The organism is Pseudomonas fluorescens, from assembly GCF_001307155.1.
GTDB classification, from domain to species: Bacteria; Pseudomonadota; Gammaproteobacteria; order Pseudomonadales; family Pseudomonadaceae; genus Aquipseudomonas; species Aquipseudomonas helvetica.
This window is the reverse complement of sequence record NZ_CP012830.1, coordinates 308527-333646: the sequence shown is the minus strand read 5'-3', so window position 1 is coordinate 333646 and position 25120 is coordinate 308527. Positions and strand designations below refer to the sequence as shown.

Sequence of the window (25120 nt, the reverse complement as noted above, 5' to 3'; positions counted from 1 at the left end):
TACGTGGAGGTGCAGGTCATGGACTATTTGCTCGGGTTGTTGAGTCGGGTGACGGGTAATGAGGCGCTGGCGCGCCTGTTGTTCGTCAGTGCGATAGGGGTGAGTACGGTGCTCGCTGTCGCCACCGTGGTATTGCTGGTGTTGGGGCTTCAGGACCCGATGCAACGTCGCCTTGCGCTGATCAAGCGGGGGCATTACGGGAGTGCAGGGGGGCCAGACGCGCCGGGTAATCTGCAACTGTTGCTGGAGCGGGTCGGCCAGCGTTTTGGCTCTACCGAAACGGCTAAGGCGTCCGAAACCCAGCTGTTGTTGATGCACGCGGGGTACCGCTCGTCTTCAGCAGTGCAGATGTACTGGGCGGTGCGCTTGTTGTTGCCGCTGATATTGGTTGGCATTTCGCTGCTGGTGTTGCCGCTGATTCCCGGTATTTCTCTGACCCTGGGCCTGCTGCTGGTGCTCATGGCGGCTGCTGTCGGTTGGCTGTTGCCAGCAATGTATGTCGGCAAGCGCAAACAGCTGCGTCAGACCCGGCTGCGTGTCGCGTTTCCGGATGCCCTGGATCTGATGGTGGTCTGCGTGGAATCGGGGCTGGCCTTGCCTACGACCATCGAGCGGGTGGCTGACGAGATGGCGGTCAGTCAGGTCGAACTGGCGGAGGAACTGGCGTTGGTCAATGCGCAAATCCGTGCCGGCATCACCAGTACCGAGGCGCTCAAGCAACTGGCCGTGCGCACTGGACTGGAAGACGTGCAAGGGTTGGTCAGCCTGTTGGGGCAGAGTATCCGCTTCGGTACGAGCGTGGCCGATACCCTGCGCATCTATGCCGATGAGTTTCGCGACCGGCGTACGCAGGCAGCCGAGGAGATGGGGGCGAAGATTGGTACCAAGCTGATATTCCCACTGATCTTCTGTCTGTGGCCGAGCTTCTTCCTGGTCGCTATTGGACCGGCGTTGATCGGGGTGCTCAAAGCGTTCGGGTGAGATAAGCGAGGGGGGCTGCCAAGCAGGATGGCGGCTCCTGTCGGAGCAGAGGGTGGAGCAAATACAAAGTGGATCAGGCCCGGCGCCTGATCCACTTTTATCCTTTTATTCGTTTAACCACGCACGTTCTTGGCCCCGACGTTCTTGCCAGGTAACGCTGGACTACGCCAGAGGCTGATCGCCCACTGACGTGGCTCATTTGCCGCCGTTGCTCATGCTACCCGCTGCCTTCTGGTCAAAATGTTCAGGAATCGGGTGGGTGAAGCTATCCAGCCAGCGTTGCATGGAAAGGTCACGTTCGGTGGCCGAAACGCTCTGCAGTCGAGGGGACGCCACGACGCCGCGAATCTGTAGTTGCATCCATTGTTCCGTGCCTTGTTGCGGCACCGAAGAGGGCCCAGGCTCAATAGCCCAGGCGGTCGTGGACAGGCAAGCCATGCACACTATCAACAGCCTCTTGGTATTCATTTGCGACTCCTCGTCTTGTCTACTTGATCGCATTGGCTGAGGCATTGACTACCTCTGTCATGCCTTTACCCTCGGTAGCCACCACTTTTTTGGCCGGGGCCTTGAGTCTTTCCGCGCGAGCTTGAGCATCCGAGACTTGCTTGGGGCTCAGGCTGGCGCGGTTTGCGAGTTCGGCAGCCTGCTTCCAGTTGTCCTGATAGATCAGCAGCGTCACCAAATTGAGTGCCGCCAGCGAGTCCGACGGCTTGAGTTCCATGGCGGTCATAAACTGAAAGCGTGCCTCATTGGGCCGACGCTGGTTGAGGTAGACGACCCCCAGGTCATTGCGGATTTTGTCGTCGGTAGGGGCCATCCTCATCGCACGTTCCAGGTGATCGACCGCGGCCGCATTATCATTTCTGGCCACGGCCAACTGGCCCAGACCGTGCTCGCCTTCAGCGGCCAGGCATGTACCGAGCAGACTCTTGTACAACGGTTCGGCCTCGTTACGGCCCAGCAGGCGCAGTACTCGAGCCTTGCGCAGGCGAACCTGCGGCAGGTCATCAGGCAGCCCTTCCAGATTCGCCAAGCTGGCGTACAAACGGCTATCGTTGGTCATGTCGTCGGCCAGGTTCAGCGACAACTGCTGATCGGAGCTTGGGCTCGAGCAACTACTCGGTCGCGAAGACAGGCCATTGGTGGCACACCCTGCGAGCATCACCGTCGCCGCTATTGCTATGACCGCTTTCATTGAGTGTCCTCTGGTTACAACACCTTGAACCAGGCTCATTGCGAGAGCCCCATGCGGCTGTCGAAGTCACCGTTGTCGAGGAAGTACATACGGTAGAAGTTCGGGTCGTAATTGCGCAGTTGCTCACCTGGCAATGACGGCAGTTTTGCGTTGACTGCCAACGGTTGAACCAGGTGCGGGGTGACGATCATCAGCAGCTCGCGCTCTTCACGGTTGATGCTGTTATTGCGAAAGAACGCGCCGAGAATCGGGATATCGCCCAGTCCTGGAAACTTGTTCACCTGGGAGCTGTTGCTGGTGCTGATCAGGCCGCTGATGACGAAGCTTTCGCCATCGGCCAGGGAAATGCTGGTATCGGTACGGCGCACGGTAAATGCCGGGACCACGGTGCCGGCGATCTGTATGGCCTTGGTGAAGTCCAGCTCGCTGACCTCGGGTGCCACCTTCAGGGCAATGCGTCCTTTGTCGATGATGGTCGGGGTCAGGGTCAGGCGGACACCGAATTCCTTGTACTCGATGGAGATGTTGTCGCTGCCTGAGCTGGGCACCGGGATCGGCACTTCACCACCGGCCAGGAAGCTCGCACTTTGTCCGCTGAGTGCTACAAGGCTCGGCCGCGCCAGGGTATAGGCAAAGCCACTGCCTTCCAGCGCATTGATCATCCCCAGCACATTGCCGCCGCCAAAGCCGATATTGAACGTGTCGTTATTGAGCGGGATGTTTGGCGCCAGATTACCAATGTGGCCGGGGGTTACGGTCACCCCGGGTACAGAGCCCGGCGAGCCGAACAGAAAATTGCCGCTCTTGCCGAAGATCGACGTGCTGGCCTCTTTCAACTTGGTGCGGCTGACTTCGACGAAGCGAATATCGGTCTGCACCTGGCTCGGCAACAGCGGGTCTGCAGAAGGCACCGTCGACACGCTGGTCAGCGCTGCGGTAGCCCTGCCTTTGACGAACACCATGCTTTGGCGCGGCGTGGGCGAGCAGGCGGTCCAGACCATCAGGCTGGTGGCGCCGGGAGCTACACCCGTGAGGATGAAGGAGTTGCTACTGCTGGTTTGCACGTCGGCAACCTTCGGGTCGCCCACTGCCAGTTGCTTGATCGGGACTGGCATGCGCAACTCATCCTGAAGCCCTTGGCCGACCTCGAACACGGCGGGCAGACTGGCCAGTTGCGAGCAATTGTTCGCCGCGGCCTGAGCCGCATCCACACCAAGGCCCATCCACAACAGGCCATGGATAATTCGTTTGAAAGCGGGCACGGTACGATAGCTCATTAAGTGCATCCTCGCTGAATAGGCCATCTGCGGGCTAACCTGGTTACCCTGGATCGCTTCAAGGCGCCCGGGCCGGCCCTCCACTTCACCAGACCACTAACCATTAGTGGTCCTGGCAATATTGCTGGGTGCTGCGCGCGAGCAGGTGCAATACACGGGTCTGACTGACCTGCGAGCTACCTGCGCTAAAACTGTCGTTAGTGATCCAGATACCTGGGCTCGGGACACTCGAGGTTTTTTGCCAACCTTGTTTGGTTCGCACAGGCTACCGACCGGAGCGATATGCACGGGCTCGACAGCAACAGTGGCTATAAACAGGGCTGTCAGCCGACGTGGTTCCCCCAAAAAACAACTGGCAATCAGGCCACAAAGCAGAAAAACGCCAGCCAGGATCATAGTGAGGTATCTCCTTTTGCCAATTCGCTATCTGATCACTGAACAAAACGTGGACAACTCGAAACCGTATGATTTGCTCTTTGCTTGAAGGTAGTTCAACCGAGGCAAAGCGCCATTGTTTAGAAGAAAAACTTCTGTGCGAATGTGGGCGCGTTGCTGTTTTTCGAGTTGTGCTCTCACCCGCGAGTTGGCCCCATGACGGGGTATTTCCACACGCAATGTGCCCTTTCAAATTGTTACCGGGTGCACCAATACGACGCAAAAACGTGGCTCCGGTAACATTCACAAAAGCGGCTCGGCCACCCTCAAGATTTTTTTGATCATTGCCAAAGGCCCGTTCCAGACGCCTTCCTGTTGCTTAAAAAGTTTTCTTCAGCGGCCGTTCAGCGAGTTGGCTGGTTGATTGCATATGCTTGTATGTACAAGTAAGTGTGTGTGCGTAAGAGGTACCCGAAGGTGCTGACGCACAAGATGGCTTTAAAGCACGTACTTGAGGTTCAGGTTTACAGCGTCACACGCATTCCAGTAGCAGCACCCATGCGCCACAAGCGCCCGTAGTGGTTTTAGGAATTGATAATAATGAAAAGAACATTGCTGACCCTTTCTGCTTTGACACTGTGCATGGCCGCAGGCGTAGCCACGGCCAAAGAGTACAAAGAGCTGCGTTTTGGCGTTGATCCTTCCTACGCTCCGTTCGAGTCCAAAGCGGCCGACGGCAGCCTGGTGGGCTTCGACATCGATCTGGGCAACGCGATCTGCGCCGAGCTGAAGGTCAAGTGCAAATGGGTCGAGAGCGATTTCGACGGCACGATTCCAGGCCTCAAGGCCAACAAATTCGACGGCGTAATCTCTTCCATGACCGTGACTCCGGCCCGTGAGAAAGTCATCGACTTCTCCAGCGAGCTGTTCTCCGGCCCGACCGCTCTGGTCTACAAGAAAGGCTCCAGCGTTTCTGACGTAGCCTCGCTCAAGGGTAAAAAAGTCGGCTACGAGCAAGGCACCATCCAGGAAGCCTACGCCAAGGCCGTACTGGACAAAGCCGGGGTAGAAACCAAGGCCTACGCCAACCAGGACCAGGTTTACGCGGACTTGATGTCCGGTCGCCTCGACGCCACGATCCAGGACATGCTGCAAGCCAAGCTGAGCTTTTTGAAGTCTCCGCAAGGGGCTGATTACGAGGTCAGCCAGCCGATCGACAGCGAGTTGTTGCCCGCTAAAACAGCGGTGGGTATCGCCAAAGGCAACACCGAGCTCAAGGCCCTTCTCGATAAAGGCATCAAGGCGATCCACGATGACGGCACCTACGACTCGATCCAGAAGAAACACTTCGGTGATTTGAGTCTCTACAGCGGCAAGTAAGGCCCCGGTGCCCGTCCTCGGGACGGGCGCTTTTTTATCGCGATAGGTTCCTGAATTATGTTCGAAGCACTTTTGCAGACACTCGGGCTCTCCGGATTCAGCTTGAAGGGGTTCGGCCCTCTGTTGCTGGAAGGCTCCTGGATGACCGTCAAGCTATCGATACTGTCGCTGTTGTTGAGCGTTCTGCTCGGCCTGATCGGCGCCAGTGCCAAACTCTCCAGCGTCAAACTGTTGCGAATTCCGGCCCAGCTCTACACCACGCTGATTCGCGGGGTGCCGGACCTGGTGCTGATGCTGCTGATTTTCTACAGCCTGCAAACCTGGTTGACCAGTTTCACCGAGGCGCTGGGCTGGGAATACATCGAGATCAATCCATTCGCCGCCGGGATCATCACCCTGGGTTTCATCTACGGCGCGTACTTCACCGAGACCTTTCGCGGCGCGATCCTCGCTGTGCCCCGCGGACAGATGGAAGCCGCCACGGCCTATGGCTTGAGCCGTGCCCAGCGCTTTCGCTTCGTGGTGTTCCCGCAAATGATGCGCTTCGCCCTGCCGGGCATCGGCAATAACTGGATGGTGATCCTCAAGGCCACCGCACTGGTGTCGATCATCGGCCTGGCGGACCTGGTCAAGGCTGCTCAGGACGCCGGTAAAAGCTCCTATCAACTGTTCTTTTTTCTGGTGTTGGCGGCGCTGATCTATCTGGTGATCACCAGCGCATCGAACTATGTCCTGCGCTGGCTCGAACGGCATTACGCGGCAGGTTCCCGGGAGGCTGTACGATGATCGAATTACTGCAGGACTACTGGAAACCGTTCCTCTATAGCGACGGTTACCACATCACCGGCCTGGCCATGACGCTGTGGCTGCTCAGCGCCTCGATCTTCATCGGTTTCCTGGTGTCGGTTCCACTGTCGATTGCCCGGGTTTCCAACAAACTTTACGTACGCTGGCCGGTGCAGTTCTACACCTACCTGTTTCGCGGCACGCCGCTGTATATCCAGCTGCTGATTTGCTACACCGGGATCTACAGCCTGGCCGCGGTCCGTGCGCAGCCGCTGCTCGACGCGTTCTTTCGCGATGCGATGAACTGCACCATCTTAGCCTTTGCCCTGAACACCTGCGCCTACACCACGGAGATTTTCGCCGGGGCGATTCGCAGCATGAACCACGGTGAAGTCGAAGCCGCCAAAGCCTACGGTCTGACGGGTTGGAAGTTGTATGCCTACGTGATCATGCCGTCGGCCCTGCGTCGCTCGTTGCCGTACTACAGCAACGAAGTGATCCTGATGCTGCACTCGACCACCGTGGCCTTCACCGCCACCGTCCCGGACATTTTGAAAGTGGCGCGGGATGCCAACTCGGCGACCTTCCTGACCTTTCAGTCGTTCGGCATTACCGCGCTGATCTACCTTCTGGTGACCTTTGCGCTGGTCGGACTGTTCCGCATTGCCGAACGTCGCTGGCTGGCTTTTCTGGGCCCGGCTCACTAGGACTTAGCGCTCTGTACGGCCACTCATCGGGCCACGGGCTTTGTCGCCGCTTGCGACGTCTACGCAGCGGCGACCCATTTTCCCTTAGAGGATGCTTGCGCACATGTACAAATTGACTGTTGAAGAACTACACAAGAGCTACGGTAGCCACGAAGTGCTCAAGGGCGTTTCCCTGAAAGCCAAAACCGGTGACGTGATCAGCCTGATCGGCGCCAGCGGCTCGGGCAAAAGCACCTTTCTGCGCTGCATCAACTTTCTCGAAACGCCCAACGACGGCGCGATGAGCCTGGACGGCAAGCAGATCCGGATGGTCAAGGATCACCATGGCATGCACGTGGCCGACGATGCCGAGCTGCAACGACTGCGCACCCGTCTGGCGATGGTGTTCCAGCACTTCAACCTGTGGGGCCACATGACCGTGCTGGAAAACATCACCATGGCCCCGCGCCGGGTGCTGGGAGTCAGCAAGAAGGACGCCGAAGATCGCGCCCGGCGTTATCTGGACAAGGTCGGCCTGCCGGCCCGCGTGGCGGATCAGTACCCGGCGTTCCTGTCCGGCGGTCAGCAGCAGCGGGTAGCGATTGCCCGCGCACTGGCGATGGAGCCGGAAGTCATGCTGTTCGACGAACCGACTTCGGCGCTGGACCCGGAACTGGTGGGCGAAGTGCTCAAAGTGATCCAGGGCCTGGCCGAAGAAGGTCGGACCATGATCATGGTGACCCACGAAATGAGCTTTGCCCGCAAAGTCTCGAATCAGGTGCTGTTCCTGCATCAGGGGCGGGTAGAGGAAGAGGGCGCGCCTGAAGACGTGCTGGGCAATCCGAAGAGCGAACGCCTGAAGCAGTTCCTCAGCGGCAACCTCAAGTAACGCCCCCGGCCCTTGTAGGAGCAAGGCTTGCCCGCGATGGGCACAATGCGGTCCACCAGATAAACCGCATTATCGTTCATCGCGGGCAAGCCTTGCTCCTACAGGGGGGGACGCCTCTGAGCAGGCACGATTCACATCGACAGAATCAAGCGCCCGTCGAAGAGGGTCAGGACCATCCCTCATTTAGCGTTATTTGATTAATGGAACTTCAAGCATGCCTTCGGGTAAGTCCAGATTGTCTAGCGCTCGATTGATCAACAACTCGCCCAGCACCGCCAGTTGCTGAATGGCCAACGCTACGTTGCGGCGCGAGCCTTCCAGTTCCCCGGCAAGGTCGGTGGTCATGACGTTCAGGGAGGCGAGGGTTTCACTGGCATGACAGAGCAGAGATTCGGTGTCGATATTCGGGACGATGGTGAAGATGTGGCTGATTGGGGTGGGGCGGTCTGGATTACGTGGACGGGCGCTGACAAGGCGTGGAGTGCTTTTGGAACACGTGGACAGATCGACGGTGTCGGTTGGTGGAGCATCTGGGGATTCTGGAGAGTGCGAGGTGGTTTTTTTCATGTGTCAGGTCCATCCATAGAAAGTCATTGGGCCTGCGAGTGCAGGCGCCTGGCATCAGGCGATGTCGTGCAGTGGGCGCAGCATCGCCGAATGTTTCAGCCCACCTCGTAGCGGACCGAAAGCGTGCCCTTCTTCTGCGAAAGGGCTGCGATAGTGACTGTGCCTAATTCCTGCAGGCGCCTTACATGGGTACCGCCGCAGCCGTAGGCGGGCAGTTCACCGAAGCCGATTTCACGCGAACCTTCGCGCAGCGTAGTCAGGCGTGGCAGATCGGTGGCGATCCACTGGGCGAGGGCTTGCTGGATCGTTTCGGCTTCCAGTTCCTGGGACGTTTCACCGGGTGTGAAGGTGACCTTGCCTTCGCCCGGCCAATGATGGGCCTTGATTGGTGTCCAGCCCTTGGTTTCGAGGAAGTGCCCGATCAAATGGCCGGCCGAATGCAGGCGGGTATTAAGTTGACGGCGTTGTTCGTCGACCCTGATTGAGGTCATGCCCGGGCCTACCGGTCGGTCGACGTAGTGCACGATACGATCCTGCTCTTGCACGACCCGCGTGACCTGGCTTTCGCCGATCCAGCCGGTATCACACGGCTGGCCACCGCCCTGGGGATGAAACAGGGTAGCGCGCAGCACCACGGCGAACTCGTTCTCGGAGGGCGTGCAATCCAGGACTTCCACATTGGCGCTGAGATCATCGCTATGGAAAAAGAGGCGATACGTCATATTCCATGCCCTTATTAAAGTTTCTATTTTTATTATATGAAGGCTGGAATTGCGTGATAATCCGTTCAAACATCAAAGGACTGTTGCGCTGTGAGCATAAATCTACCGCTGCCGTTGCTGGGTGAAATGGCGATTTTCGTCAAGGTTGTCGAGACCGGTAGCTTCTCGGAAGCTGCTCGACAGCTGGGCTCGTCGCCTTCGGCAGTGAGTCGCAGCATCTCGCGCCTGGAGAAGGCGCTGGCCACGCGGTTGTTGCAGCGGACCACACGCAAGTTGCGTTTGAACGACGGTGGCGAAGAGGTGTTCAAGCGCTGTCAGGAAATGGTCAGCGCCGCTCGGTCAGTGATGGAGATCAGTGGCCAGTTCACCCATGAAGCTGAAGGGCTGGTGCGGGTCAGCGTACCGAAGGCGGTGGGGCGATTCGTGATCCATCCGCATATGCAGGAATTTCTGCGTCGTTATCCCAAAGTCGATGTAGAGCTGCTGCTTGAGGATCGTCAGGTCGATTTGATCGACGATCATGTCGACCTGGCGATCCGCATTACGGATCGCCCACCGGTCGGCCTGGTCGGCCGGCAATTATTGACCATCGATCATTTACTCTGCGCGACCCCGCAATACCTGGCTGAACACGGAACCCCGACTCATCCCCATGACTTGCTCAATCACAGCTGTATCTATCTGGGCGAAACGCCTGGCGATGCACGCTGGAAGTTCAAGAAAGGTACCAAAGCAGTGACCGTCGGTGTCCGTGGCCGGTACGCCGCTAATCACACTGGCGTGCGGCTGGAGGCAGTTCTGCAGCATATCGGCATTGGCAGCTTGCCGTACTTCACGGCGCGTCATGCGCTTGAACAAGGGTTGATTGTGCAAGTCCTGCCGGACTGGACCTTTCTGGCGTCCTATCATGGCGGTGCCTGGCTGCTGCATTCGCCGACGCGCTATTTGCCGCCCAAACTTCGAGTGTTTATCGATTACCTGGTGGAGTGTCTGGAGAAAGAGCCGACGCTGGGCAAACCGGGAAAATTGAGTGGTCCGGGCAAGGTCGCGGCGGCGTATGAGTTGCCGGAGAGCTATGGATTACTCTGAAGGCCCTTTCGCGAGCAAGCCACCGAGTCATTCGGCAATGCCACAAAAAAAGGCCCGCATGTTTAACCATGCGGGCCTTTTGTATTTCTGATCCGGGATCAGTGCTTGCTGTCCTGGTTCGACAGGGCCAGCAGTTGTTTTTCCTGATTCCAGTCGAACGGTTCGTCGTTCTGTTCGGCTTCGTAACGACGTTCTTCCAGTGCCTGATACAGGGCGATTTCATCGTCGGGCATGTAATGCAGGCAGTCGCCGGCGAAATACCACAACAGGTCGCGGGGGACCAGGTGGGCAATTTGCGGATAACGGGTGATGACCTGACAAATAATGTCCTGGCCCAGGTATTGGCTTTCGATCGGATCGATTGGCAGCGACGCACGCAGTTCGTCGAAGCGTTCCAGGAACAAGGCATGACTTTCGTCTGGAACCTGCTCGGCTTCACCGACAGCGACCAGGATACTGCGCAGGAGGTCGAGCTGGACGAGAATTTGGTCGAGCATAACGGGAGTCCTCTAGATCAAAAGCAAAACGGGCGCCGGAGTATATAGCTCCAGCGCCCGCTTTTCATCATTGACCCGCCGGATGAGCCACCGCGTTAGCGGGTCTTGCCCTGCGCCAGTTCAAGTTGCTCCTTGGAAAAGTCATCGACGTCGATCACTTTGCGCCGCGCCGCTTCGGCCTCATGCAGGGTATGTGCTTCTGCGGCTTGCAGCACGCCGGCCTCCAGGGCGGCGTCGATGACGTGCTCCCCGGCACCCGGTTTGAACTGCCCGCTCTTGAGCGCAAAGTGCATTTTTTTCTGCAGCGGTTGGGCGGCGCTCAGCAAGTTGCAGGCATGTTGCAGGGCACCAACCGGGTCATCGACTGATTGTGGCCGGTAACATCCCCCCAGCAACTCTTCGAGCGTCGGATCGCCTTTGGCACGGCCAATGACCGCTGCCACTTCGGCGCCGAGTTTGTCCGACGGCCCTTTGTGACGGCGACCGAACGGGAACACGATGACTCGCATCAGGCAACCCAGGACCTTGCTCGGGAAGTTGCTCAGCAGTTCATCCAGCGCCCGTTCCGACTGGCCGAGACTCTCTTCCATGGCCCAGGTAAACAGCGGCGCCATGTGTTCGGGGGAATCGAGGTCGTGGTAACGCTTGAGGGCGGCGGAGGCCAGGTACAAGTTGCTCAGCACATCGCCGAGTCGGGCCGACAGACGCTCGCGACGTTTCAGTTCACCGCCCAGCAGCATCATGCTCAGGTCAGCGAGCAGGGCAAATGCCGCGGCCTGACGGTTGAGGGCGCGGAAGTAGCCCTGGCTGAGTTTGTCTCCAGGTACCTGTTCGAAATGCCCGAAGCCGAGGTTCAGTACCAACGTGCTGGCGGCGTTGCTCACGGCGAAACCGATGTGCTTGAGCAGCAGGCCGTCGAACTCCTTCAGTGCCTGGTCCTTGTCTTCACGGCCGGCGAGGGCCATTTCCTTGAGCACGAACGGATGGCAACGGATCGCGCCTTGACCAAAGATCATCAGGTTGCGCGAAAGGATGTTCGCGCCTTCCACCGTGATGAAGATCGGCGCGCCTTGCCAGCTGCGCCCGAGGTAGTTGTTGGGGCCCATGATGATCGCCTTGCCGCCATGTACGTCCATGGCGTGGCTGATGCATTCGCGACCGCGTTCGGTGAGGTGATACTTGAGAATCGCCGAGAGCACTGAAGGTTTCTCGCCGAGATCCACCGCGTTGGCGGTGAGCATCCGCGCGGCGTCCATCATCCAGGCGTTGCCGCCGATACGTGCCAGCGCTTCTTGAATCCCTTCGAAGGCCGACAGCGGCACGTTGAATTGCTCGCGAACCTGAGCGTATTGGCCGGTCACCAGGCTGGTGAACTTGGCCGCCCCGGTGCCGACTGCCGGCAGCGAAATAGAACGCCCGACCGACAGGCAATTCATCAGCATCATCCAGCCTTTGCCGAGCATCTCCTGGCCGCCGATGAGGAAGTCCAACGGCACGAATACATCCTTGCCGGAGTTCGGGCCGTTCATGAAGGCGGCGCCGAGGGGCAGGTGGCGTCGACCGATGTCCACACCAGCGGTATCGGTCGGGATCAACGCGAGGCTGATGCCAAGGTCTTCCTCGTCACCCAGCAGATGATCCGGGTCATAGGCCTTGAACGCCAGACCGAGCAGGGTGGCGACCGGGCCCAGGGTGATGTAGCGTTTTTCCCAGTTCAGCCGCAGCCCCAGGACTTCCTGACCTTCCCATTCACCTTTGCAGATTACCCCGGTGTCGGGCATAGCGCCCGCATCGGAGCCGGCCAGCGGGCCGGTCAACGCGAAACACGGGATGTCGTCGCCACGCGCCAGGCGGGGCAGGTAATGGTTGCGTTGTTCATCGGTGCCGTAATGCAGCAACAGTTCGGCCGGGCCGAGGGAGTTGGGCACCATCACGGTCGATGCCAGGTCGCCGCTGCGGGTGGCCAGTTTCATCGCCACTTGCGAGTGGGCGTAGGCGGAAAACCCCTTGCCGCCGAACTCCTTGGGGATGATCAGGGCAAAAAAGCCATTCTGCTTGATGTGCGCCCAAGCCTCGGCCGGCAGGTCCATCGCCTGGCCGATCTGCCAGTCGCTGACCATGGCGCAGAGCTCTTCGGTCGGGCCATCGATGAACGCCTGTTCTTCTTCGCTCAACTGCGCTTTGGGATAGGACAGCAGTTTGTTCCAGTCCGGACGCCCGCTGAACAGCTCGCCATCCCACCAGACGGTGCCGGCATCGATGGCGTCGCGTTCGGTTTGCGACATTGGCGGCAGGGTTTTCTGGAACCAGTTGAACAATGGAGCACTGAAATATTTGCGTCGCAGGTCGGGCAGCAGCAGGGGCGCCGCGACGACAGCCAGCACGATCCAGAAAATCAGCAGCAGCCAGCCTCGAGCGTGGCTGAAGATTCCCATCGCCAGCAGATAGACCGCCACGATACCCAGGGCGGGCAGGGGCGCGATGCGGCGGTGAGCCAGCCAGGCAATCCCGACCACCAGAACCAGTATCCACAACAACAGCATATTCAATCCTCCGTGAAGCCAGGGTCAAAACCACCTTCAGAGCTTAGACGGCATCTGCAAAACAGGGTGGTCAGAGCGATGTGTTTGAAATCGTGGGAAACAGCGGTGAATTTCGTGAGTGATAGCGCTGGCGGACGCTGTAAAAAAGCTCCGCTGAGCGTGCGACAAGCTCTCGTATTTGGCCGAAACGTCGTTATCTCTGTGCTGGGTCTGCCGATAGACTCAGGGCTTCTCCAGGAGATTGTTCTCATGCACGAGTACCTGAGCCCCGGCCGCTTCATCGATAGTGACCACCCAGCGGTGGTGGAGTTCGCTGAACGGCACCGCGGCAACAGCCGTGACCCGGTCGAGCAGGCGGTGAGCCTGTATTACGCCGTGCGTGAAGCGGTGCGCTACAACCCCTACACCTTCAGCCGTGATCCCGCGACCTTGCGCGGCAGTTATGCACTGGCCACCGGTGAAAGCTACTGCGTGCCCAAAGCCACTTTGCTGGCCGGTTGCGCGCGGCACTGCGGGATCGCCGCGCGGATTGGTCTCGCAGATGTGCGCAATCACCTGTCGACCCCGCGCTTGATCGAGTTGCTCAAGAGTGACGTGTTCGCCATGCACGGTTACACCGAGTTGTATTTGCAGGGGCGCTGGGTCAAGGCCACACCGGCGTTCAACCAAAAGCTCTGTGAGCTGTTCGATGTGCCGGCGCTGGAGTTCGACGGGATCAATGACAGCATCTTCCACCCGTTCAATCGCCAGGGGCTGCAGTCGATGGAGTACCTGGTCGACCATGGCCAGTTCGCCGACGTGCCCGAAGCATTCTTCTTCGAGTACCTGGAAAAACTCTACCCGCATTTGTTCGGTGAGCAGTCGCCAGCCCTGTTGGGCGACATGCAGAGCGATTTGAGTCGCGGCTGATCCGGGGCGTAGACTGCCCCGGCATTCATCCATCGAGGAGCGGTCATGCTGAAGATCTGGGGTCGGAAAAATTCGTCGAATGTCAGAAAGGCACTGTGGTGCGCCGAAGAACTTGGGCTGACCTACGAAACGCAGGATGCGGGCGGGGCTTTTGGTGTGGTCGACACACCGGAATATCGCGCGATGAACCCCAATGGCCGCATTCCGGTGATTGAAGACGACGGTTTTGTGCTGTGGGAATCCAACGCCATCGTGCGTTACCTGGCTGCCCGTCACGCAGCGGGTTCGAACTGGTTCCCGGCCGATGTGCAGGCCCGGGCGAGCGCGGAAAAGTGGATGGACTGGACCACTTCGTCGTTTGCCGAACCTTTCCGCCAGGTGTTCTGGGGCGTATTGCGCACCCCGGCCGATCAGCAGGATTGGGTGGCGATCAACGCGGCGCAGAAAACCTGTGAGCAATTGCTGTCGATGGTCGACCAGGCATTGGCGCAGAAGCCGTATTTGTCCGGCGACGAGATCGGCGCGGGCGATATTCCGTTGGGCAGCTTTATCTATGCCTGGTTCGAGATGCCCATCGAGCGAGCGCCAATGCCTCATCTGCAAGCCTGGTATGCGCGACTGAAGCAACGTCCGGCTTATCAAAAAGCTGTCATGACCGCGTTGACTTAATACTGACTATCAACACACTTGACTGTACTTGTGCGGCGTCGCCAAGCACCATTGCGTTCATGCGCCGCGGTTGCATGGGTCGCCGCCCGCTCTTATTTATTCCTGACTTTCCTTCTTGGTGCGTAAATCCGATATGAGTTCTGCTCTGTCCATCCGGCAGCTAACCAAAACCTACGGCAACGGTTTCCAGGCCTTGAGTGGTATCGATCTGGATGTCGCCGAAGGTGACTTTTTCGCCTTGCTCGGCCCCAACGGCGCCGGCAAATCCACGACCATCGGCATTCTCTCGACCCTGGTGAACAAGACCAGCGGAACGGTGAATATCTTTGGCCACGACCTGGACCGCGACCCGGCGGGGCTCAAGCGCTGCATCGGCGTGGTGCCGCAGGAATTCAACTTTAACCAGTTTGAAAAGACCTTCGACATAGTCGTGACCCAGGCCGGTTACTACGGTATCCCGCCCAAAATCGCCAAGGAACGCGCTGAGCAATACCTGACTCAGCTCGGCCTGTGGGACAAGCGCGATGTGCCGTCACGCTCACTGTCGGGCGGCATGAAGCGTCGACTGATGATTGCGCGTGCGCTGGTGCATGAACCGCGCCTGCTGATCCTCGACGAACCGACTGCCGGCGTGGACATCGAACTGCGTCGCTCGATGTGGACTTTCCTCACCGAGCTGAACCAGAAAGGCATCACCATCATCCTCACCACGCATTACCTGGAAGAGGCTGAGCAGCTGTGCCGCAACATCGGCATCATCGACCACGGCACCATCGTCGAAAACACCAGCATGCGTAACCTGCTCAGCCAGCTGCATGTCGAGACGTTCCTGCTGGACCTGAAGAACGACATGACGGTGGCGCCGCAGTTGATCGGCTATCCGACTCGCCTGGTCGACAGCCACACCCTGGAAGTCCAGGTCGACAAGGCCGTCGGTATTACCGCGTTGTTCGGTCAGTTGGCCATGCAGAACATCGAAGTGCTGAGCCTGCGCAACAAAACCAATCGCCTTGAGGAGTTGTTCGTGTCTCTGGTGGAGAAAAATCTGGCGAAGGTGGCCGTATGAGTTCCGAACTGAAACCCAACCTCGTTGCGCTCAATACCATTGTTTATCGAGAGGTCCGGCGTTTTACCCGGATCTGGCCGCAGACCCTGCTGCCGCCAGCCATCACCATGGTTCTGTACTTTGTGATCTTCGGTAATCTGATTGGCCGGCAAATCGGTGATATGGGTGGCTTCACCTATATGGAATACATCGTGCCGGGCTTGATCATGATGTCGGTGATCACCAACGCCTACGGCAACGTGGTCTCAAGCTTTTTCGGCAGCAAATTCCAACGCTCCATCGAAGAACTGATGGTTTCACCGGTTTCGCCGCACACCATTCTGATCGGCTACACCGTGGGCGGAGTGCTGCGTGGCCTGGCGGTGGGGGTGATCGTGACGCTGCTTTCGCTGTTCTTCACTCACCTGCAAGTGCACCATTTGGGGATTACCCTGCTGGTGGTGCTGCTGACGGCAACGATCTTTTCGCTACTGGGTTTCATCAACGCGGTGTTTGCACGCAACTTCGATGACATTTCGATTATCCCGACGTTCGTGCTGACGCCGTTGACCTACCTGGGCGGGGTGTTTTATTCGATCAGCCTGCTGCCACCGTTCTGGCAGACCGTGTCGCTGGCCAACCCGGTGCTGCACATGGTCAACGCTTTCCGTTACGGCATCCTCGGTGTTTCGGACATCAAGATCAGCATCGCCATTACCTTCATGCTGGTAGCAACCGTAGTGCTGTACATCGGTTGCGCGCGGTTGCTGGTCAGCGGACGCGGGATGCGCACCTAACCTGCGGCAAACTCGATCCTTGTGGGAGCGAGCTTGCTCGCGAAGGCGTGATTGTCAGCACTGCAAAAGATGGGTACTACACAAAAAACGGCCTCCCAAGTGGATAATGCTGTTCACTTAAGCCGATGTTTCAGGCACATCCGCAGTTGTGGCGAGGGAGCTTGCTCCCGCTGGGGCGCGAAGCGGCCCTGAATTGGGCCTGCTGCGCAGTCCAGCGGGAGCAAGCTCCCTCGCCACAGATACTTCTCAGGCCTCCAGACTTCCTTAAGTGAACAGCGTTGCTCCCGGGTGGAGGCCTTTTTTTATTGATCGTTCCCACGCGGGAACGATCAGCGTGTTGGCGTGCTACTGCGGTGAGTCCGGTGGATCGAGGTGATCCAGCGCCCGATTCACCGCCAACTCGGCCAGAGAAATCATCTGCTGAATCGCCAGCGCGGTATTGCGTTTGGGGCCTTCAAGTTCAAACGCCAGATCGCTGGCCATGACATTGACCGAGGCGAGGGTCTCGCAGGCGTGGGCCAGCAGGGTTTCACTGTCGATGTCGGGGGCGATGACGAAAATGCAGCCAGGGCGTCGGTCGGCTAACAATTGCTTGGTCTCGGGCAGCACGAGGTAATGGTCGAGCGCACGGTGCGCGGCGGCGTGGAGCTCTTTTGAATCGAGAGAGGCGTAGGGGGAAACGGGGTCGGTTTCGGGCGGATTTGGAGTTGGTTTGAACATGGTAAATATCCTTGGAAGTGAAGCCGCTACCTGTCGCTGCTAAACGATGGGTGGCAGCTGTACGCGGGTTAGCAGACCGGACCAAGGAGTATCCCGGCGCACCGAAGTGCCCCACGCACAGCCGCCATAATGCAGAACAACTAGCGCTAGAAAAGTGCTGGCTGATCGAGAGGCGGTACTGGCGTGCCTTGGTCCGAGCTGCTAAACCCGACCGCTGAATTGTCAGCGGCACGGAAACAATAGAGGCCACGACCAAGGCGCACAAGCCGGCGGATTCTGGCGTAGGTGTAGGTCGCTACGCAAGGTGCTGTAGCCTCCGACGGAGGCTGAGTCGGCAAATATAAACGCGCGTAACGGAATCAATAACGGCACCTCAAAGGTGCCGTTATTGCGTTCTACATCCGACTCTGCCTGCGCCGCGTCCATTGCCGACCGACCCACCAGCGCCAGTAGATCATGGTCAGGCAGTAGGCCAACGCGCCGAGCACCAGGCCAGTCACCACCGAGCCCAGTAGAAACGGTTGCCAAAGAGTCGACAGCTCACCGCTGATCCATTCCCAGGTCAGCTCATCCGGCAGGCTGCGGGCGGGGACATCCATCAGCCAGGCGCCGGTCTGATAGGTGCAGTAAAACACCACGGGCATGGTGATCGGGTTGGTCAGCCAGACCAGACTCACGGCGATCGGAATATTGCCGCGCAGCCAAATGGCGAGCATTGCCGCCACCAGCATTTGCAACGGAATCGGTAGAAATGCGGCGAACACGCCAATGGCCATGGCGCGCGCAACCGAATGCCGATTGAGGTGCCAGAGGTTCGGGTCGTGCAGCAGCGTGCCGAGAAAGCGTAAGGATTTGTGTTCCCGGATGCTGGTCGGGTCTGGCATGTAACGTTTGAATAAGCGCCGGGGCATAAGGCTTCTCGGTCGGTCAAGCGGCAAGTATGCCCGGATTCTACGGAGCTCCCGTTCAGACTTTGTGACAATTAATAAATGCGGACTGTGGTAACTCGGCTAATCCAAGAGAGGGGACTCTCAAGGACAGGCTAATGCGCACAGGGATGTTGGCGCTCGCGTTGGGTCTGTTGGCCTTGCGTTTTTTACCGGTGTTGCCACCGGTCTGGTTACTGCTGTTGCTGCCCGTACTGGCATTGATGCTGTTGCCATTTCGCACGTACCCACTGGCGTTTTTTCTGTTCGGTTTCAGCTGGGCGTGTGCCAGTGCGCACTGGGCCTTGGCGGATCGTTTGGCGCCGGACCTCGACGGGCAAACCCGCTGGGTCGAAGGACGAGTCGTCGGCTTGCCGCAGCACGCGCAAGGCGTGGTGCGTTTCGAGTTGGCCGATAGCGAATCGCGGCGCACACGCTTGCCGGGTTTAATGCGATTGGCCTGGTACGACGGTCCGACGGTCAACAGCGGCGAGCGCTGGCGACTGGCGGTGAAATTGAAGCGCCCCACAGGCCTGCTCAATCCGCAGGGCTTTGATTACGACGCTTGGCTGTTGGCACAACGCATCGGCGCGACGGGAAGCGTCAAGGACGGGCAGTTGCTCCGGCCTGCACAAGGGGCCTGGCGTGATGCTGTTCGCCAGCGTTTGCTGGCGGTCGATGCACAAGGGCGAGAGGGGGCGTTGGCGGCGCTGGTGCTGGGCGACGGCTCTGGATTGAGCAGCGAAGACTGGCGCGTGTTGCAAGACACCGGCACCGTGCATTTGCTGGTGATCTCCGGGCAGCACATCGGTTTGCTGGCCGGAATGGTTTATCTGCTGATTGCCGGATTGGCGCGTTATGGATTGTGGCCGCAGAGATTGCCTTGGTTGCCGTGGGCCTGCGGCATGGCATTCGCGGCGGCGCTCGGCTATGGGTTGCTCGCCGGTTTCGAGGTGCCGGTGCGCCGAGCCTGCGTGATGATCGGTCTGGTGCTGTTATGGCGCCTGCGGTTTCGTCATCTGGGTGCCTGGTGGCCTTTGCTGCTGGCGTTGAATACGGTGTTGTTGCTTGAGCCGTTGGCCAGTTTGCAGGCGGGGTTCTGGTTGTCATTTGCAGCGGTGGCGGTGCTGATTTTTACCTTCGGCGGCCGCCTGGGCGCCTGGCGCTGGTGGCAAACCTGGACGCGGGCGCAATGGCTGATCGCGATTGGCTTGTGTCCGTTGCTGCTGATACTCGGTTTGCCCATCAGTCTCAGTGGCCCGTTGACCAATCTGCTGGCCGTGCCGTGGATCAGCCTGGTGGTGTTGCCTCCGGCTTTGCTGGGGACATTGTTGTTGCCGCTGCCTTATGTCGGCGAAGGGCTGTTGTGGCTGGCCGGCGGATTGCTCGACGTGCTGTTCAACGGTCTCGCATTGGTGGCCGGGCGGATTCCGGCATGGGTTGCACCGATGATTCCGCTCTGGGTCTGGGGGATAAGTGCGTTTGGCGCTTTTCTACTATTGCTGCCCAAAGGCCTGCCCATGCGTTTGTTGGGCTGGCCGATGTTGCTGTTGATGGTATTCCCGCCACTCAGATCCGTACCTGACGGCATGGCTGAAATCTGGCAACTGGACGTCGGCCAGGGGCTGGCCATCGTGGTCCGCACGCGTCATCACGCGTTGCTCTATGACGCCGGTCCGCGTTTCGGTGATTTTGATCTGGGCGAGCGGGTGGTGTTGCCGTCGTTGCGCAAGCTCGGTGTGCGCAAGCTGGAGGTGATGTTGATCAGTCATGCCGATGCCGATCACGCCGGTGGCGCGCGCTCGGTCGCACGCGGATTGCCGGTGGCGCAGGTGCTCAGCGGTGATCCCGAAGCCCTGCCGGCCGAGTTGTACGCGCAGGCCTGCGAGAGCGGTCAGCGCTGGGAGTGGGACGGTGTGGGTTTTACGCTCTGGCAATGGTCCGGGGCGAGTGAGAGCAACCAGAAGTCCTGCGTCCTGCAGATCGAAGCCAACGGCGAGCGTCTGTTGTTGACTGGCGACATCGACGCCTGGGCCGAGCAGGCGTTGCTGGAAAGTCCGCTGGCGGTCGCGACCGACTGGCTACAAGCGCCGCATCACGGCAGTCGCAGCTCATCGTCGATGGCCTTTCTCACCGCGTTGGCACCCAAGGCTGTGTTGATTTCTCGTGGGCACGACAATTCGTTCGGTCATCCGCATCCGCAAGTGCTGGCGCGTTATCGCAAGCTGGGTATGCAGGTTTATGACAGCGCCGAGCAGGGCGCCTTGCGTTTGCGTCTGGGGGCGTTCGAGGCGCCCGAGTCACTGCGCCAGCAACCACGTTTCTGGCGTGCACCGCCGTTGGTCAGCCAATAACCACCGGTCATCAGCGCGGCGCGCCATGCGACACACGGTCTGTGGCGTGTCGGGTCTCTCTGTCGAGTCTGTATGTTAAAGTGGCGGACTTTTTCGAGGGGACTGTCACTGTGTGGGAATTGGTCAAATCCGGCGGCTGGATGATGCTGCCGATCATTCTGAGTTCCATCGCGGCAATGGCGATCGTTGCCGAGCGTCTCTGGACCTTGCGCGCCAGCCGTGTGACCCCGGAGCATTTGCTCGGGCAGGTCTGGGTCTGGATCAAGGACAAGCAACTCAACAAGGAAAAACTCAAGGAGCTGCGCGCCAACTCACCGTTGGGCGAGATCCTCGCCGCGGGCCTGGCCAACTCCAAGCATGGTCGCGAGATCATGAAAGAGTGCATCGAAGAGGCCGCCGCCCGGGTGATCCACGAGCTGGAACGCTACATCAACGCGCTGGGCACCATCGCCGCCATGGCGCCGTTGCTCGGCCTGCTCGGCACGGTGTTGGGCATGATCGATATCTTCAGTTCGTTCATGAGCACCGGCATGACCACCAACGCAGCGGTGCTGGCCGGCGGTATTTCCAAAGCCTTGATCACCACGGCTTCGGGCCTGATCGTCGGTATCCCGTCGGTGTTCTTCCACCGGTTCCTGCAACGGCGCATTGATGAACTCGTCGTGGGCATGGAGCAGGAAGCCATCAAGCTGGTTGAAGTGGTGCAGGGCGACCGTGACGTCGATCTGGCTGAGGGCAAAGCGTGAAATTCCGCCGTAAGCAACGGGAGAACGTGGACATCAACCTCGTGTCGCTGATCGACGTGGTGTTTGTCCTGCTGCTGTTCTTCGTCGTGACCACCACCTTTACCCGGGAAACCCAGCTGCGCGTCGACCTGCCGGAAGCCGTCAGCGGGTCGCCTGCCGAAGACCAGCAGGCCAAGCAACTGGACATCGCCATCAGCGCCGACGGCGTGTTTTCGGTCAACAACCAGTTGTTGCCGAAGAACGATCTGGCCAGCCTGATCGACGCCTTGAAGACGGCGTCGAATGGCGACACCAACTCGCCGCTGTCGATCAGCGCCGATGGCAAAACCCAGCATCAGGCCGTCGTCACGGCGATGGATGCCGCGGGCAAGCTGGGTTTCACCCACTTGCGCATGACCACCGTTGAGGCGGCGCCGGCACCCTGATGGCCATGTCCGATCGTTTGCTCGCCGCCTGGTACGCCGGTCATCCGGCGCTGAAACTGTTGCAGCCACTGGAGTGGCTGTACCGGCGCGTGGTCACGGCCAAGCGCGAACGGTTTCTGGCCGGCCAGGGCGAGATCTACCAGCCACCGGTGCCGCTGATCGTGGTCGGCAACATTACCGTCGGCGGTACCGGCAAGACGCCGTTGATCCTGTGGATGATCGAACACTGCCAGCGCAGTGGCCTGCGGGTGGGCGTGGTCAGTCGCGGTTATGGCGCCAAACCAGCGCAATTGCCCTGGCGGGTCGACGCCGGGCAGAGCGCGGCTATCGCGGGCGACGAACCGCTGTTGATCGTCCAGCGCACCGGCGTGCCATTGATGATTGATCCCGATCGCAGTCGCGCCGTGCAGGCGCTGCTGGCCGCTGAGCCGCTGGATCTGATTCTGTCTGACGATGGCATGCAGCATTACCGTATGGCACGCGATCTTGAGCTGGTGTTGATCGATGCCGCACGCGGACTGGGCAATAAGCGCTGCCTGCCGGCCGGTCCTCTGCGTGAGCCGGTCGAACGCCTGCAAAGCGTCGATGCGCTGCTCTACAACGGTGCCACGGCAGATCGCGACGACGGCTTTGCCTTCCAGCTGCGACCGACCGCGCTGGTCAACCTGCTGACGGGCGAACGGCGCTCGCTTGAGCATTTCCCCGCTGGCCAGGCCTTGCACGCGGTGGCCGGAATCGGTAATCCGCAACGTTTCTTCAACACCCTTGAAACGCTACACTGGCAGCCTGTTCCACATGCTTTTGCCGACCACGCCGAATACAGCGCGGCGGCCTTGAATTTCACACCGTCGCTACCGTTGGTGATGACCGAGAAGGATGCGGTGAAATGCCGAACCTTCGCGGCCGCTGACTGGTGGTATCTGACGGTCGATGCTGCGCCATCGCCGGCCTTCGTGGCCTGGTTCGACACGCAGTTGATGCGGCTGTTGCCCGCGCGGCTTTTACCTTAAAACGCTTTTATCCAGGGAATGCTCATGGACACCAAATTGCTCGACATCCTCGCTTGCCCGATCTGCAAAGGTCCGCTCAAGCTCAGCGCCGATAAAACCGAGCTGATCAGTAAAGGCGCCGGTCTGGCCTATCCGATTCGTGATGGCATTCCGGTGATGCTCGAAAGCGAAGCGCGCACCCTGACGGCAGAAGAGCGTCTGGATAAATGAGCACTGCCTTCACCGTTGTGATTCCGTCGCGTTTTGCTTCCACCCGTCTGCCGGGCAAGCCTCTGCAAATGATTGCCGGCAAGCCGATGATCCAGCACGTTTGGGAACAGGCGAGCAAAAGCAGTGCGCAGCGGGTGGTGGTCGCCACGGACGATGTGCGCATAGTCGAGGCCTGCAAGGCCTTTGGCGCTGAAGTGGTGATGACTCGCGAGGACCACAACTCCGGCACCGATCGTCTGGCTGAAGTCGCTGCCCAACTGGGCCTGGCGTCGGACGCTATCGTGGTCAACGTGCAGGGCGACGAGCCGTTGATTCCGCCGAGTGTGATCGATCAGGTTGCGGCCAATCTGGCGGCCCATGCCGAAGCGCGCATGGCGACCCTCGCCGAGCCGATCGAAGACGTTGAAACCCTGTTCAACCCCAACGTGGTCAAGGTCGTCAGCGATCTGAATGGCCTGGCGCTGACGTTCAGCCGCGCCACCTTGCCGTGGGCGCGTGACGACTTCGCCAAGAGCCGCGAGCAATTGCCGGCTGGCGTTCCTTACCGTCGGCACATTGGCATCTATGCCTATCGCGCTGGTTTCCTGCATGACTTCGTCAGTTGGGGCCCGTGCTGGCTGGAAAACACCGAGTCTCTGGAGCAGCTGCGTGCGCTCTGGCACGGTGTGCGGATTCACGTTGCCGATGCACTGATTGCGCCGCCACCGGGTGTCGACACGGCTGAAGACCTCGAGCGCGTTCGTCGCCTGCTGGAGGCCTGATGCGGGTTCTGTTCGTCTGCTTGGGCAACATCTGCCGTTCACCCACGGCCGAAGGTGTGCTGCGACACAAACTGCGTGAAGCGGGTCTGGCCGATCAGGTCGAAGTGGCTTCTGCGGGCACCGGCGACTGGCATATCGGCAAGGCGCCGGACAAACGCAGCCAGGCCGCCGCGTTGCGCCGTGGTTATGACCTGTCCGCGCAACGTGCCCAACAGGTCACGCGCGCCGACTTTTCCAGCTATGACCTGATCCTCGCCATGGACCACAGCAACCTGCGCAACCTCAAGGCGTTGCAACCGGCCAAGGGCAGGGCGGAGCTGGATTTGTTCCTGCGTCGCTATGAGTCGAGCGTGGATGAAGTGCCGGATCCTTATTACGACGGCGATCAAGGCTTCGAGCAGGTGCTGGACCTGATCGAGCGCGCCAGCGATTTGCTGGTGATTGAATTGAAGGGACGCTTATGACTTTGCACCTGCAATCGCAGGTTTCGCTGAAGCCGTACAACAGCTTTGGCGTGGACGTGCGCGCGCAATGGTTCGCCGAAGCCCACAGTGATGCCGATGTGCGCGAGGCGCTGGCGTATTCGGCGGCGCACGCTGTGCCGCTGCTGGTGATTGGCGGTGGCAGCAATCTGTTGTTGACCGCAGACATTGCCGCGCTGGTGCTGCGCATGGCCACCCGTGGTATTCGGGTGTTGAGCGACGACGGCAGTCAGGTGGTGATCGAAGCCGAGGCCGGTGAAAGCTGGCACCCGTTTGTGCAATGGACACTGGCGCAGGGCCTGTCAGGCCTTGAGAATCTCAGCCTGATCCCTGGCACCGTCGGTGCTGCGCCGATGCAGAACATCGGGGCCTACGGGGTCGAGATCAAGGATGTGTTCGCCGGTCTGACCGCGCTGGACCGCCAGACCGGCGAGCTGCGCGATTTCACGCTGGCCGAGTGCAACTTTGCCTACCGTGACAGCCTGTTCAAGCAGCAAGTCGGTCGCTGGTTGATCCTGCGAGTACGTTTTGCCCTGAACCGCGTCGAGCATTTGCATCTGGAATACGGCCCGGTTCGTCAGCGCCTGACCGAGCAAGGCATCGATCATCCCACCGCGACCGATGTCAGCCAGGCGATTTGCAGCATTCGCAATGAGAAGCTCCCTGACCCGGCGGTGCTCGGTAATGCCGGCAGCTTTTTCAAGAACCCGCTGGTGTCGGCAGCGTTGGCGGCACAAATTCGCCTTGAGCATCCGGGCCTGGTTGGTTATCCACAAGCGGATGGCCGGGTGAAACTGGCGGCAGGCTGGTTGATCGAGCAGGCGGGCTGGAAAGGCTTCCGTGACGGCGACGCCGGCGTGCATCGCTTGCAGTCGCTGGTGCTGGTCAACTACGGCACGGCCACCGGGCTTGAGTTGCTTAACCTGGCACAGCGGATCCAGAGAGACATCGCCGAGCGCTTCCATGTCGAGCTGGAGATGGAGCCGAATCAGTATTGAGCTACGCTTGATCGCTGAATCCAGAGCCCTGCACACCTTCCTTGGTTGCAGGGCTTTTTTGTTAATGCTGAGTTAACT

At 59.6% G+C, this 25120-nt stretch carries 27 protein-coding genes; 18 read left to right on the top strand and 9 right to left on the bottom strand.

Features of this window, described 5'->3' with window-relative positions; translation table 11 throughout:
* Window positions 1-18 precede the first annotated feature (18 nt).
* On the top strand, window positions 19-981 hold the full coding sequence (locus tag AO353_RS01560; RefSeq protein WP_054593379.1) for a type II secretion system F family protein: 963 nt from the start codon (window positions 19-21) through the stop codon (window positions 979-981).
* A 195-nt stretch (window positions 982-1176) separates the two neighbouring features.
* On the opposite strand, the gene AO353_RS01555 is transcribed toward AO353_RS01560, so the two are convergent.
* The 3 genes from AO353_RS01555 to AO353_RS01545 are packed head-to-tail and all read right to left on the bottom strand — an operon-like array spanning window position 1177 to window position 3456.
* Window positions 1177-1449 carry a DUF3613 domain-containing protein gene (locus AO353_RS01555; RefSeq protein ID WP_054593378.1) on the bottom strand — a complete coding sequence of 91 codons (273 nt, stop codon included), beginning with the start codon at window positions 1447-1449 and terminating at the stop codon, window positions 1177-1179.
* A 19-nt stretch (window positions 1450-1468) separates the two neighbouring features.
* Window positions 1469-2179: a tetratricopeptide repeat protein gene (locus AO353_RS01550; protein ID WP_054593377.1), complete on the bottom strand. Its 711-nt coding sequence runs from the start codon at window positions 2177-2179 to the stop codon at window positions 1469-1471.
* A gap of 35 nt (window positions 2180-2214) precedes the next feature.
* Window positions 2215-3456, bottom strand: a complete 1242-nt coding sequence (locus AO353_RS01545; RefSeq protein WP_054593376.1) for a type II and III secretion system protein family protein — start codon at window positions 3454-3456, stop codon at window positions 2215-2217.
* A gap of 975 nt (window positions 3457-4431) precedes the next feature.
* Between AO353_RS01545 and AO353_RS01540 the strand changes: the two genes are divergently transcribed.
* From AO353_RS01540 to AO353_RS01525, 4 genes are all read left to right on the top strand, one after another.
* A complete protein-coding gene (locus AO353_RS01540) occupies window positions 4432-5211 on the top strand; it encodes a transporter substrate-binding domain-containing protein (protein ID WP_054593375.1) in 780 nt (259 codons plus the stop codon).
* A 57-nt stretch (window positions 5212-5268) separates the two neighbouring features.
* Window positions 5269-5997, top strand: coding sequence for an ABC transporter permease (locus AO353_RS01535; protein ID WP_054593374.1), 729 nt, complete (start codon window positions 5269-5271; stop codon window positions 5995-5997).
* Window positions 5994-6704, top strand: a complete 711-nt coding sequence (locus tag AO353_RS01530) for an ABC transporter permease (RefSeq protein WP_054593373.1) — start codon at window positions 5994-5996, stop codon at window positions 6702-6704. The genes AO353_RS01535 and AO353_RS01530 overlap by 4 nt, the downstream gene beginning before the upstream one ends.
* A 103-nt stretch (window positions 6705-6807) precedes the next feature.
* Entirely contained in the window at window positions 6808-7572 is a 765-nt protein-coding gene (locus tag AO353_RS01525) for an ABC transporter ATP-binding protein (RefSeq protein WP_019689330.1), read from the top strand.
* A 189-nt stretch (window positions 7573-7761) separates the two neighbouring features.
* On the opposite strand, the gene AO353_RS01520 is transcribed toward AO353_RS01525, so the two are convergent.
* Together AO353_RS01520 and AO353_RS01515 are read right to left on the bottom strand one after the other, a co-directional pair.
* Window positions 7762-8139 (bottom strand): DUF6124 family protein, encoded by a 378-nt coding sequence (locus AO353_RS01520; RefSeq protein ID WP_054593372.1) that lies wholly within the window; start codon window positions 8137-8139, stop codon window positions 7762-7764.
* Between the two features lie 95 nt (window positions 8140-8234).
* Window positions 8235-8861 (bottom strand): hypothetical protein, encoded by a 627-nt coding sequence (locus AO353_RS01515; RefSeq protein ID WP_054593371.1) that lies wholly within the window; start codon window positions 8859-8861, stop codon window positions 8235-8237.
* A 90-nt stretch (window positions 8862-8951) separates the two neighbouring features.
* Here AO353_RS01515 and AO353_RS01510 point away from each other — a divergent pair, with 90 nt between their 5' ends.
* A complete protein-coding gene (locus AO353_RS01510; protein WP_054593370.1) occupies window positions 8952-9950 on the top strand; it encodes a LysR family transcriptional regulator in 999 nt (332 codons plus the stop codon).
* A 98-nt stretch (window positions 9951-10048) separates the two neighbouring features.
* Here AO353_RS01510 and AO353_RS01505 read toward each other — a convergent pair whose 3' ends face one another.
* Window positions 10049-10447: a PA2817 family protein gene (locus AO353_RS01505; protein ID WP_054593369.1), complete on the bottom strand. Its 399-nt coding sequence runs from the start codon at window positions 10445-10447 to the stop codon at window positions 10049-10051.
* Between the two features lie 95 nt (window positions 10448-10542).
* On the bottom strand, window positions 10543-12990 hold the full coding sequence (locus tag AO353_RS01500) for an acyl-CoA dehydrogenase (protein WP_054593368.1): 2448 nt from the start codon (window positions 12988-12990) through the stop codon (window positions 10543-10545).
* A 249-nt stretch (window positions 12991-13239) separates the two neighbouring features.
* On the opposite strand from AO353_RS01500, the gene AO353_RS01495 reads away from it, so the two are divergent.
* The 4 genes from AO353_RS01495 to AO353_RS01480 all read left to right on the top strand — a co-directional run bounded on the left by AO353_RS01495 (window position 13240) and on the right by AO353_RS01480 (window position 16410).
* Window positions 13240-13899, top strand: a complete 660-nt coding sequence (locus tag AO353_RS01495) for a transglutaminase-like domain-containing protein (protein WP_054593367.1) — start codon at window positions 13240-13242, stop codon at window positions 13897-13899.
* A gap of 45 nt (window positions 13900-13944) precedes the next feature.
* Window positions 13945-14568: a glutathione S-transferase family protein gene (locus AO353_RS01490; RefSeq protein WP_054593366.1), complete on the top strand. Its 624-nt coding sequence runs from the start codon at window positions 13945-13947 to the stop codon at window positions 14566-14568.
* A gap of 133 nt (window positions 14569-14701) precedes the next feature.
* Window positions 14702-15634, top strand: a complete 933-nt coding sequence (locus tag AO353_RS01485) for an ABC transporter ATP-binding protein (protein ID WP_054593365.1) — start codon at window positions 14702-14704, stop codon at window positions 15632-15634.
* Window positions 15631-16410 (top strand): ABC transporter permease, encoded by a 780-nt coding sequence (locus AO353_RS01480; RefSeq protein ID WP_019689336.1) that lies wholly within the window; start codon window positions 15631-15633, stop codon window positions 16408-16410. Before AO353_RS01485 ends, AO353_RS01480 begins: the two co-directional genes overlap by 4 nt.
* 345 nt (window positions 16411-16755) lie before the next feature.
* On the opposite strand, the gene AO353_RS01475 is transcribed toward AO353_RS01480, so the two are convergent.
* Together AO353_RS01475 and AO353_RS01470 are read right to left on the bottom strand one after the other, a co-directional pair.
* Window positions 16756-17130, bottom strand: a complete 375-nt coding sequence (locus AO353_RS01475; RefSeq protein WP_054593364.1) for a DUF6124 family protein — start codon at window positions 17128-17130, stop codon at window positions 16756-16758.
* Between the two features lie 395 nt (window positions 17131-17525).
* A complete protein-coding gene (locus tag AO353_RS01470) occupies window positions 17526-18041 on the bottom strand; it encodes a DUF2062 domain-containing protein (RefSeq protein WP_054593363.1) in 516 nt (171 codons plus the stop codon).
* A 134-nt stretch (window positions 18042-18175) separates the two neighbouring features.
* Between AO353_RS01470 and AO353_RS01465 the strand changes: the two genes are divergently transcribed.
* The 8 genes from AO353_RS01465 (at window position 18176) to murB (ending at window position 25042) form a co-directional block, all read left to right on the top strand.
* Window positions 18176-20410 (top strand): DNA internalization-related competence protein ComEC/Rec2, encoded by a 2235-nt coding sequence (locus AO353_RS01465; protein ID WP_054593362.1) that lies wholly within the window; start codon window positions 18176-18178, stop codon window positions 20408-20410.
* Window positions 20411-20520: 110 nt separating this feature from the next.
* A complete protein-coding gene (locus AO353_RS01460; protein WP_019689340.1) occupies window positions 20521-21156 on the top strand; it encodes a MotA/TolQ/ExbB proton channel family protein in 636 nt (211 codons plus the stop codon).
* Window positions 21153-21581 carry an ExbD/TolR family protein gene (locus AO353_RS01455; RefSeq protein WP_054593361.1) on the top strand — a complete coding sequence of 143 codons (429 nt, stop codon included), beginning with the start codon at window positions 21153-21155 and terminating at the stop codon, window positions 21579-21581. The genes AO353_RS01460 and AO353_RS01455 overlap by 4 nt, the downstream gene beginning before the upstream one ends.
* Window positions 21581-22591: a tetraacyldisaccharide 4'-kinase gene (gene lpxK / locus AO353_RS01450; protein ID WP_054593360.1), complete on the top strand. Its 1011-nt coding sequence runs from the start codon at window positions 21581-21583 to the stop codon at window positions 22589-22591. Before AO353_RS01455 ends, lpxK begins: the two co-directional genes overlap by 1 nt.
* 24 nt (window positions 22592-22615) lie before the next feature.
* Window positions 22616-22801, top strand: a complete 186-nt coding sequence (locus tag AO353_RS01445; RefSeq protein WP_019689343.1) for a Trm112 family protein — start codon at window positions 22616-22618, stop codon at window positions 22799-22801.
* A complete protein-coding gene (gene kdsB, locus AO353_RS01440; RefSeq protein WP_054593359.1) occupies window positions 22798-23562 on the top strand; it encodes a 3-deoxy-manno-octulosonate cytidylyltransferase in 765 nt (254 codons plus the stop codon). The genes AO353_RS01445 and kdsB overlap by 4 nt, the downstream gene beginning before the upstream one ends.
* Window positions 23562-24026, top strand: coding sequence for a low molecular weight protein-tyrosine-phosphatase (locus AO353_RS01435; RefSeq protein WP_054593358.1), 465 nt, complete (start codon window positions 23562-23564; stop codon window positions 24024-24026). The genes kdsB and AO353_RS01435 overlap by 1 nt, the downstream gene beginning before the upstream one ends.
* Window positions 24023-25042 carry a UDP-N-acetylmuramate dehydrogenase gene (murB, locus tag AO353_RS01430; protein ID WP_054593357.1) on the top strand — a complete coding sequence of 340 codons (1020 nt, stop codon included), beginning with the start codon at window positions 24023-24025 and terminating at the stop codon, window positions 25040-25042. The genes AO353_RS01435 and murB overlap by 4 nt, the downstream gene beginning before the upstream one ends.
* The last annotated feature ends 78 nt before the right edge of the window (window positions 25043-25120 follow it).

Excerpts from the sequence above, each read along its gene's own strand:
- AO353_RS01560 (WP_054593379.1), top strand. The coding sequence starts at position 19 with ATGGACTATTTGCTCGGGTTGTTGAGTCGGGTGACGGGTAATGAGGCG.
- AO353_RS01555 (WP_054593378.1), bottom strand. The coding sequence starts at position 1,449 with ATGAATACCAAGAGGCTGTTGATAGTGTGCATGGCTTGCCTGTCCACG.
- AO353_RS01550 (WP_054593377.1), bottom strand. The coding sequence starts at position 2,179 with ATGAAAGCGGTCATAGCAATAGCGGCGACGGTGATGCTCGCAGGGTGT.
- AO353_RS01545 (WP_054593376.1), bottom strand. The coding sequence starts at position 3,456 with ATGAGCTATCGTACCGTGCCCGCTTTCAAACGAATTATCCATGGCCTG.
- AO353_RS01540 (WP_054593375.1), top strand. The coding sequence starts at position 4,432 with ATGAAAAGAACATTGCTGACCCTTTCTGCTTTGACACTGTGCATGGCC.
- AO353_RS01535 (WP_054593374.1), top strand. The coding sequence starts at position 5,269 with ATGTTCGAAGCACTTTTGCAGACACTCGGGCTCTCCGGATTCAGCTTG.
- AO353_RS01530 (WP_054593373.1), top strand. The coding sequence starts at position 5,994 with ATGATCGAATTACTGCAGGACTACTGGAAACCGTTCCTCTATAGCGAC.
- AO353_RS01525 (WP_019689330.1), top strand. The coding sequence starts at position 6,808 with ATGTACAAATTGACTGTTGAAGAACTACACAAGAGCTACGGTAGCCAC.
- AO353_RS01520 (WP_054593372.1), bottom strand. The coding sequence starts at position 8,139 with ATGAAAAAAACCACCTCGCACTCTCCAGAATCCCCAGATGCTCCACCA.
- AO353_RS01515 (WP_054593371.1), bottom strand. The coding sequence starts at position 8,861 with ATGACGTATCGCCTCTTTTTCCATAGCGATGATCTCAGCGCCAATGTG.
- AO353_RS01505 (WP_054593369.1), bottom strand. The coding sequence starts at position 10,447 with ATGCTCGACCAAATTCTCGTCCAGCTCGACCTCCTGCGCAGTATCCTG.
- AO353_RS01500 (WP_054593368.1), bottom strand. The coding sequence starts at position 12,990 with ATGCTGTTGTTGTGGATACTGGTTCTGGTGGTCGGGATTGCCTGGCTG.
- AO353_RS01495 (WP_054593367.1), top strand. The coding sequence starts at position 13,240 with ATGCACGAGTACCTGAGCCCCGGCCGCTTCATCGATAGTGACCACCCA.
- AO353_RS01490 (WP_054593366.1), top strand. The coding sequence starts at position 13,945 with ATGCTGAAGATCTGGGGTCGGAAAAATTCGTCGAATGTCAGAAAGGCA.
- AO353_RS01485 (WP_054593365.1), top strand. The coding sequence starts at position 14,702 with ATGAGTTCTGCTCTGTCCATCCGGCAGCTAACCAAAACCTACGGCAAC.
- AO353_RS01480 (WP_019689336.1), top strand. The coding sequence starts at position 15,631 with ATGAGTTCCGAACTGAAACCCAACCTCGTTGCGCTCAATACCATTGTT.
- AO353_RS01475 (WP_054593364.1), bottom strand. The coding sequence starts at position 17,130 with ATGTTCAAACCAACTCCAAATCCGCCCGAAACCGACCCCGTTTCCCCC.
- AO353_RS01470 (WP_054593363.1), bottom strand. The coding sequence starts at position 18,041 with ATGCCCCGGCGCTTATTCAAACGTTACATGCCAGACCCGACCAGCATC.
- AO353_RS01465 (WP_054593362.1), top strand. The coding sequence starts at position 18,176 with ATGCGCACAGGGATGTTGGCGCTCGCGTTGGGTCTGTTGGCCTTGCGT.
- lpxK (WP_054593360.1), top strand. The coding sequence starts at position 21,581 with ATGGCCATGTCCGATCGTTTGCTCGCCGCCTGGTACGCCGGTCATCCG.
- AO353_RS01445 (WP_019689343.1), top strand. The coding sequence starts at position 22,616 with ATGGACACCAAATTGCTCGACATCCTCGCTTGCCCGATCTGCAAAGGT.
- kdsB (WP_054593359.1), top strand. The coding sequence starts at position 22,798 with ATGAGCACTGCCTTCACCGTTGTGATTCCGTCGCGTTTTGCTTCCACC.
- AO353_RS01435 (WP_054593358.1), top strand. The coding sequence starts at position 23,562 with ATGCGGGTTCTGTTCGTCTGCTTGGGCAACATCTGCCGTTCACCCACG.
- murB (WP_054593357.1), top strand. The coding sequence starts at position 24,023 with ATGACTTTGCACCTGCAATCGCAGGTTTCGCTGAAGCCGTACAACAGC.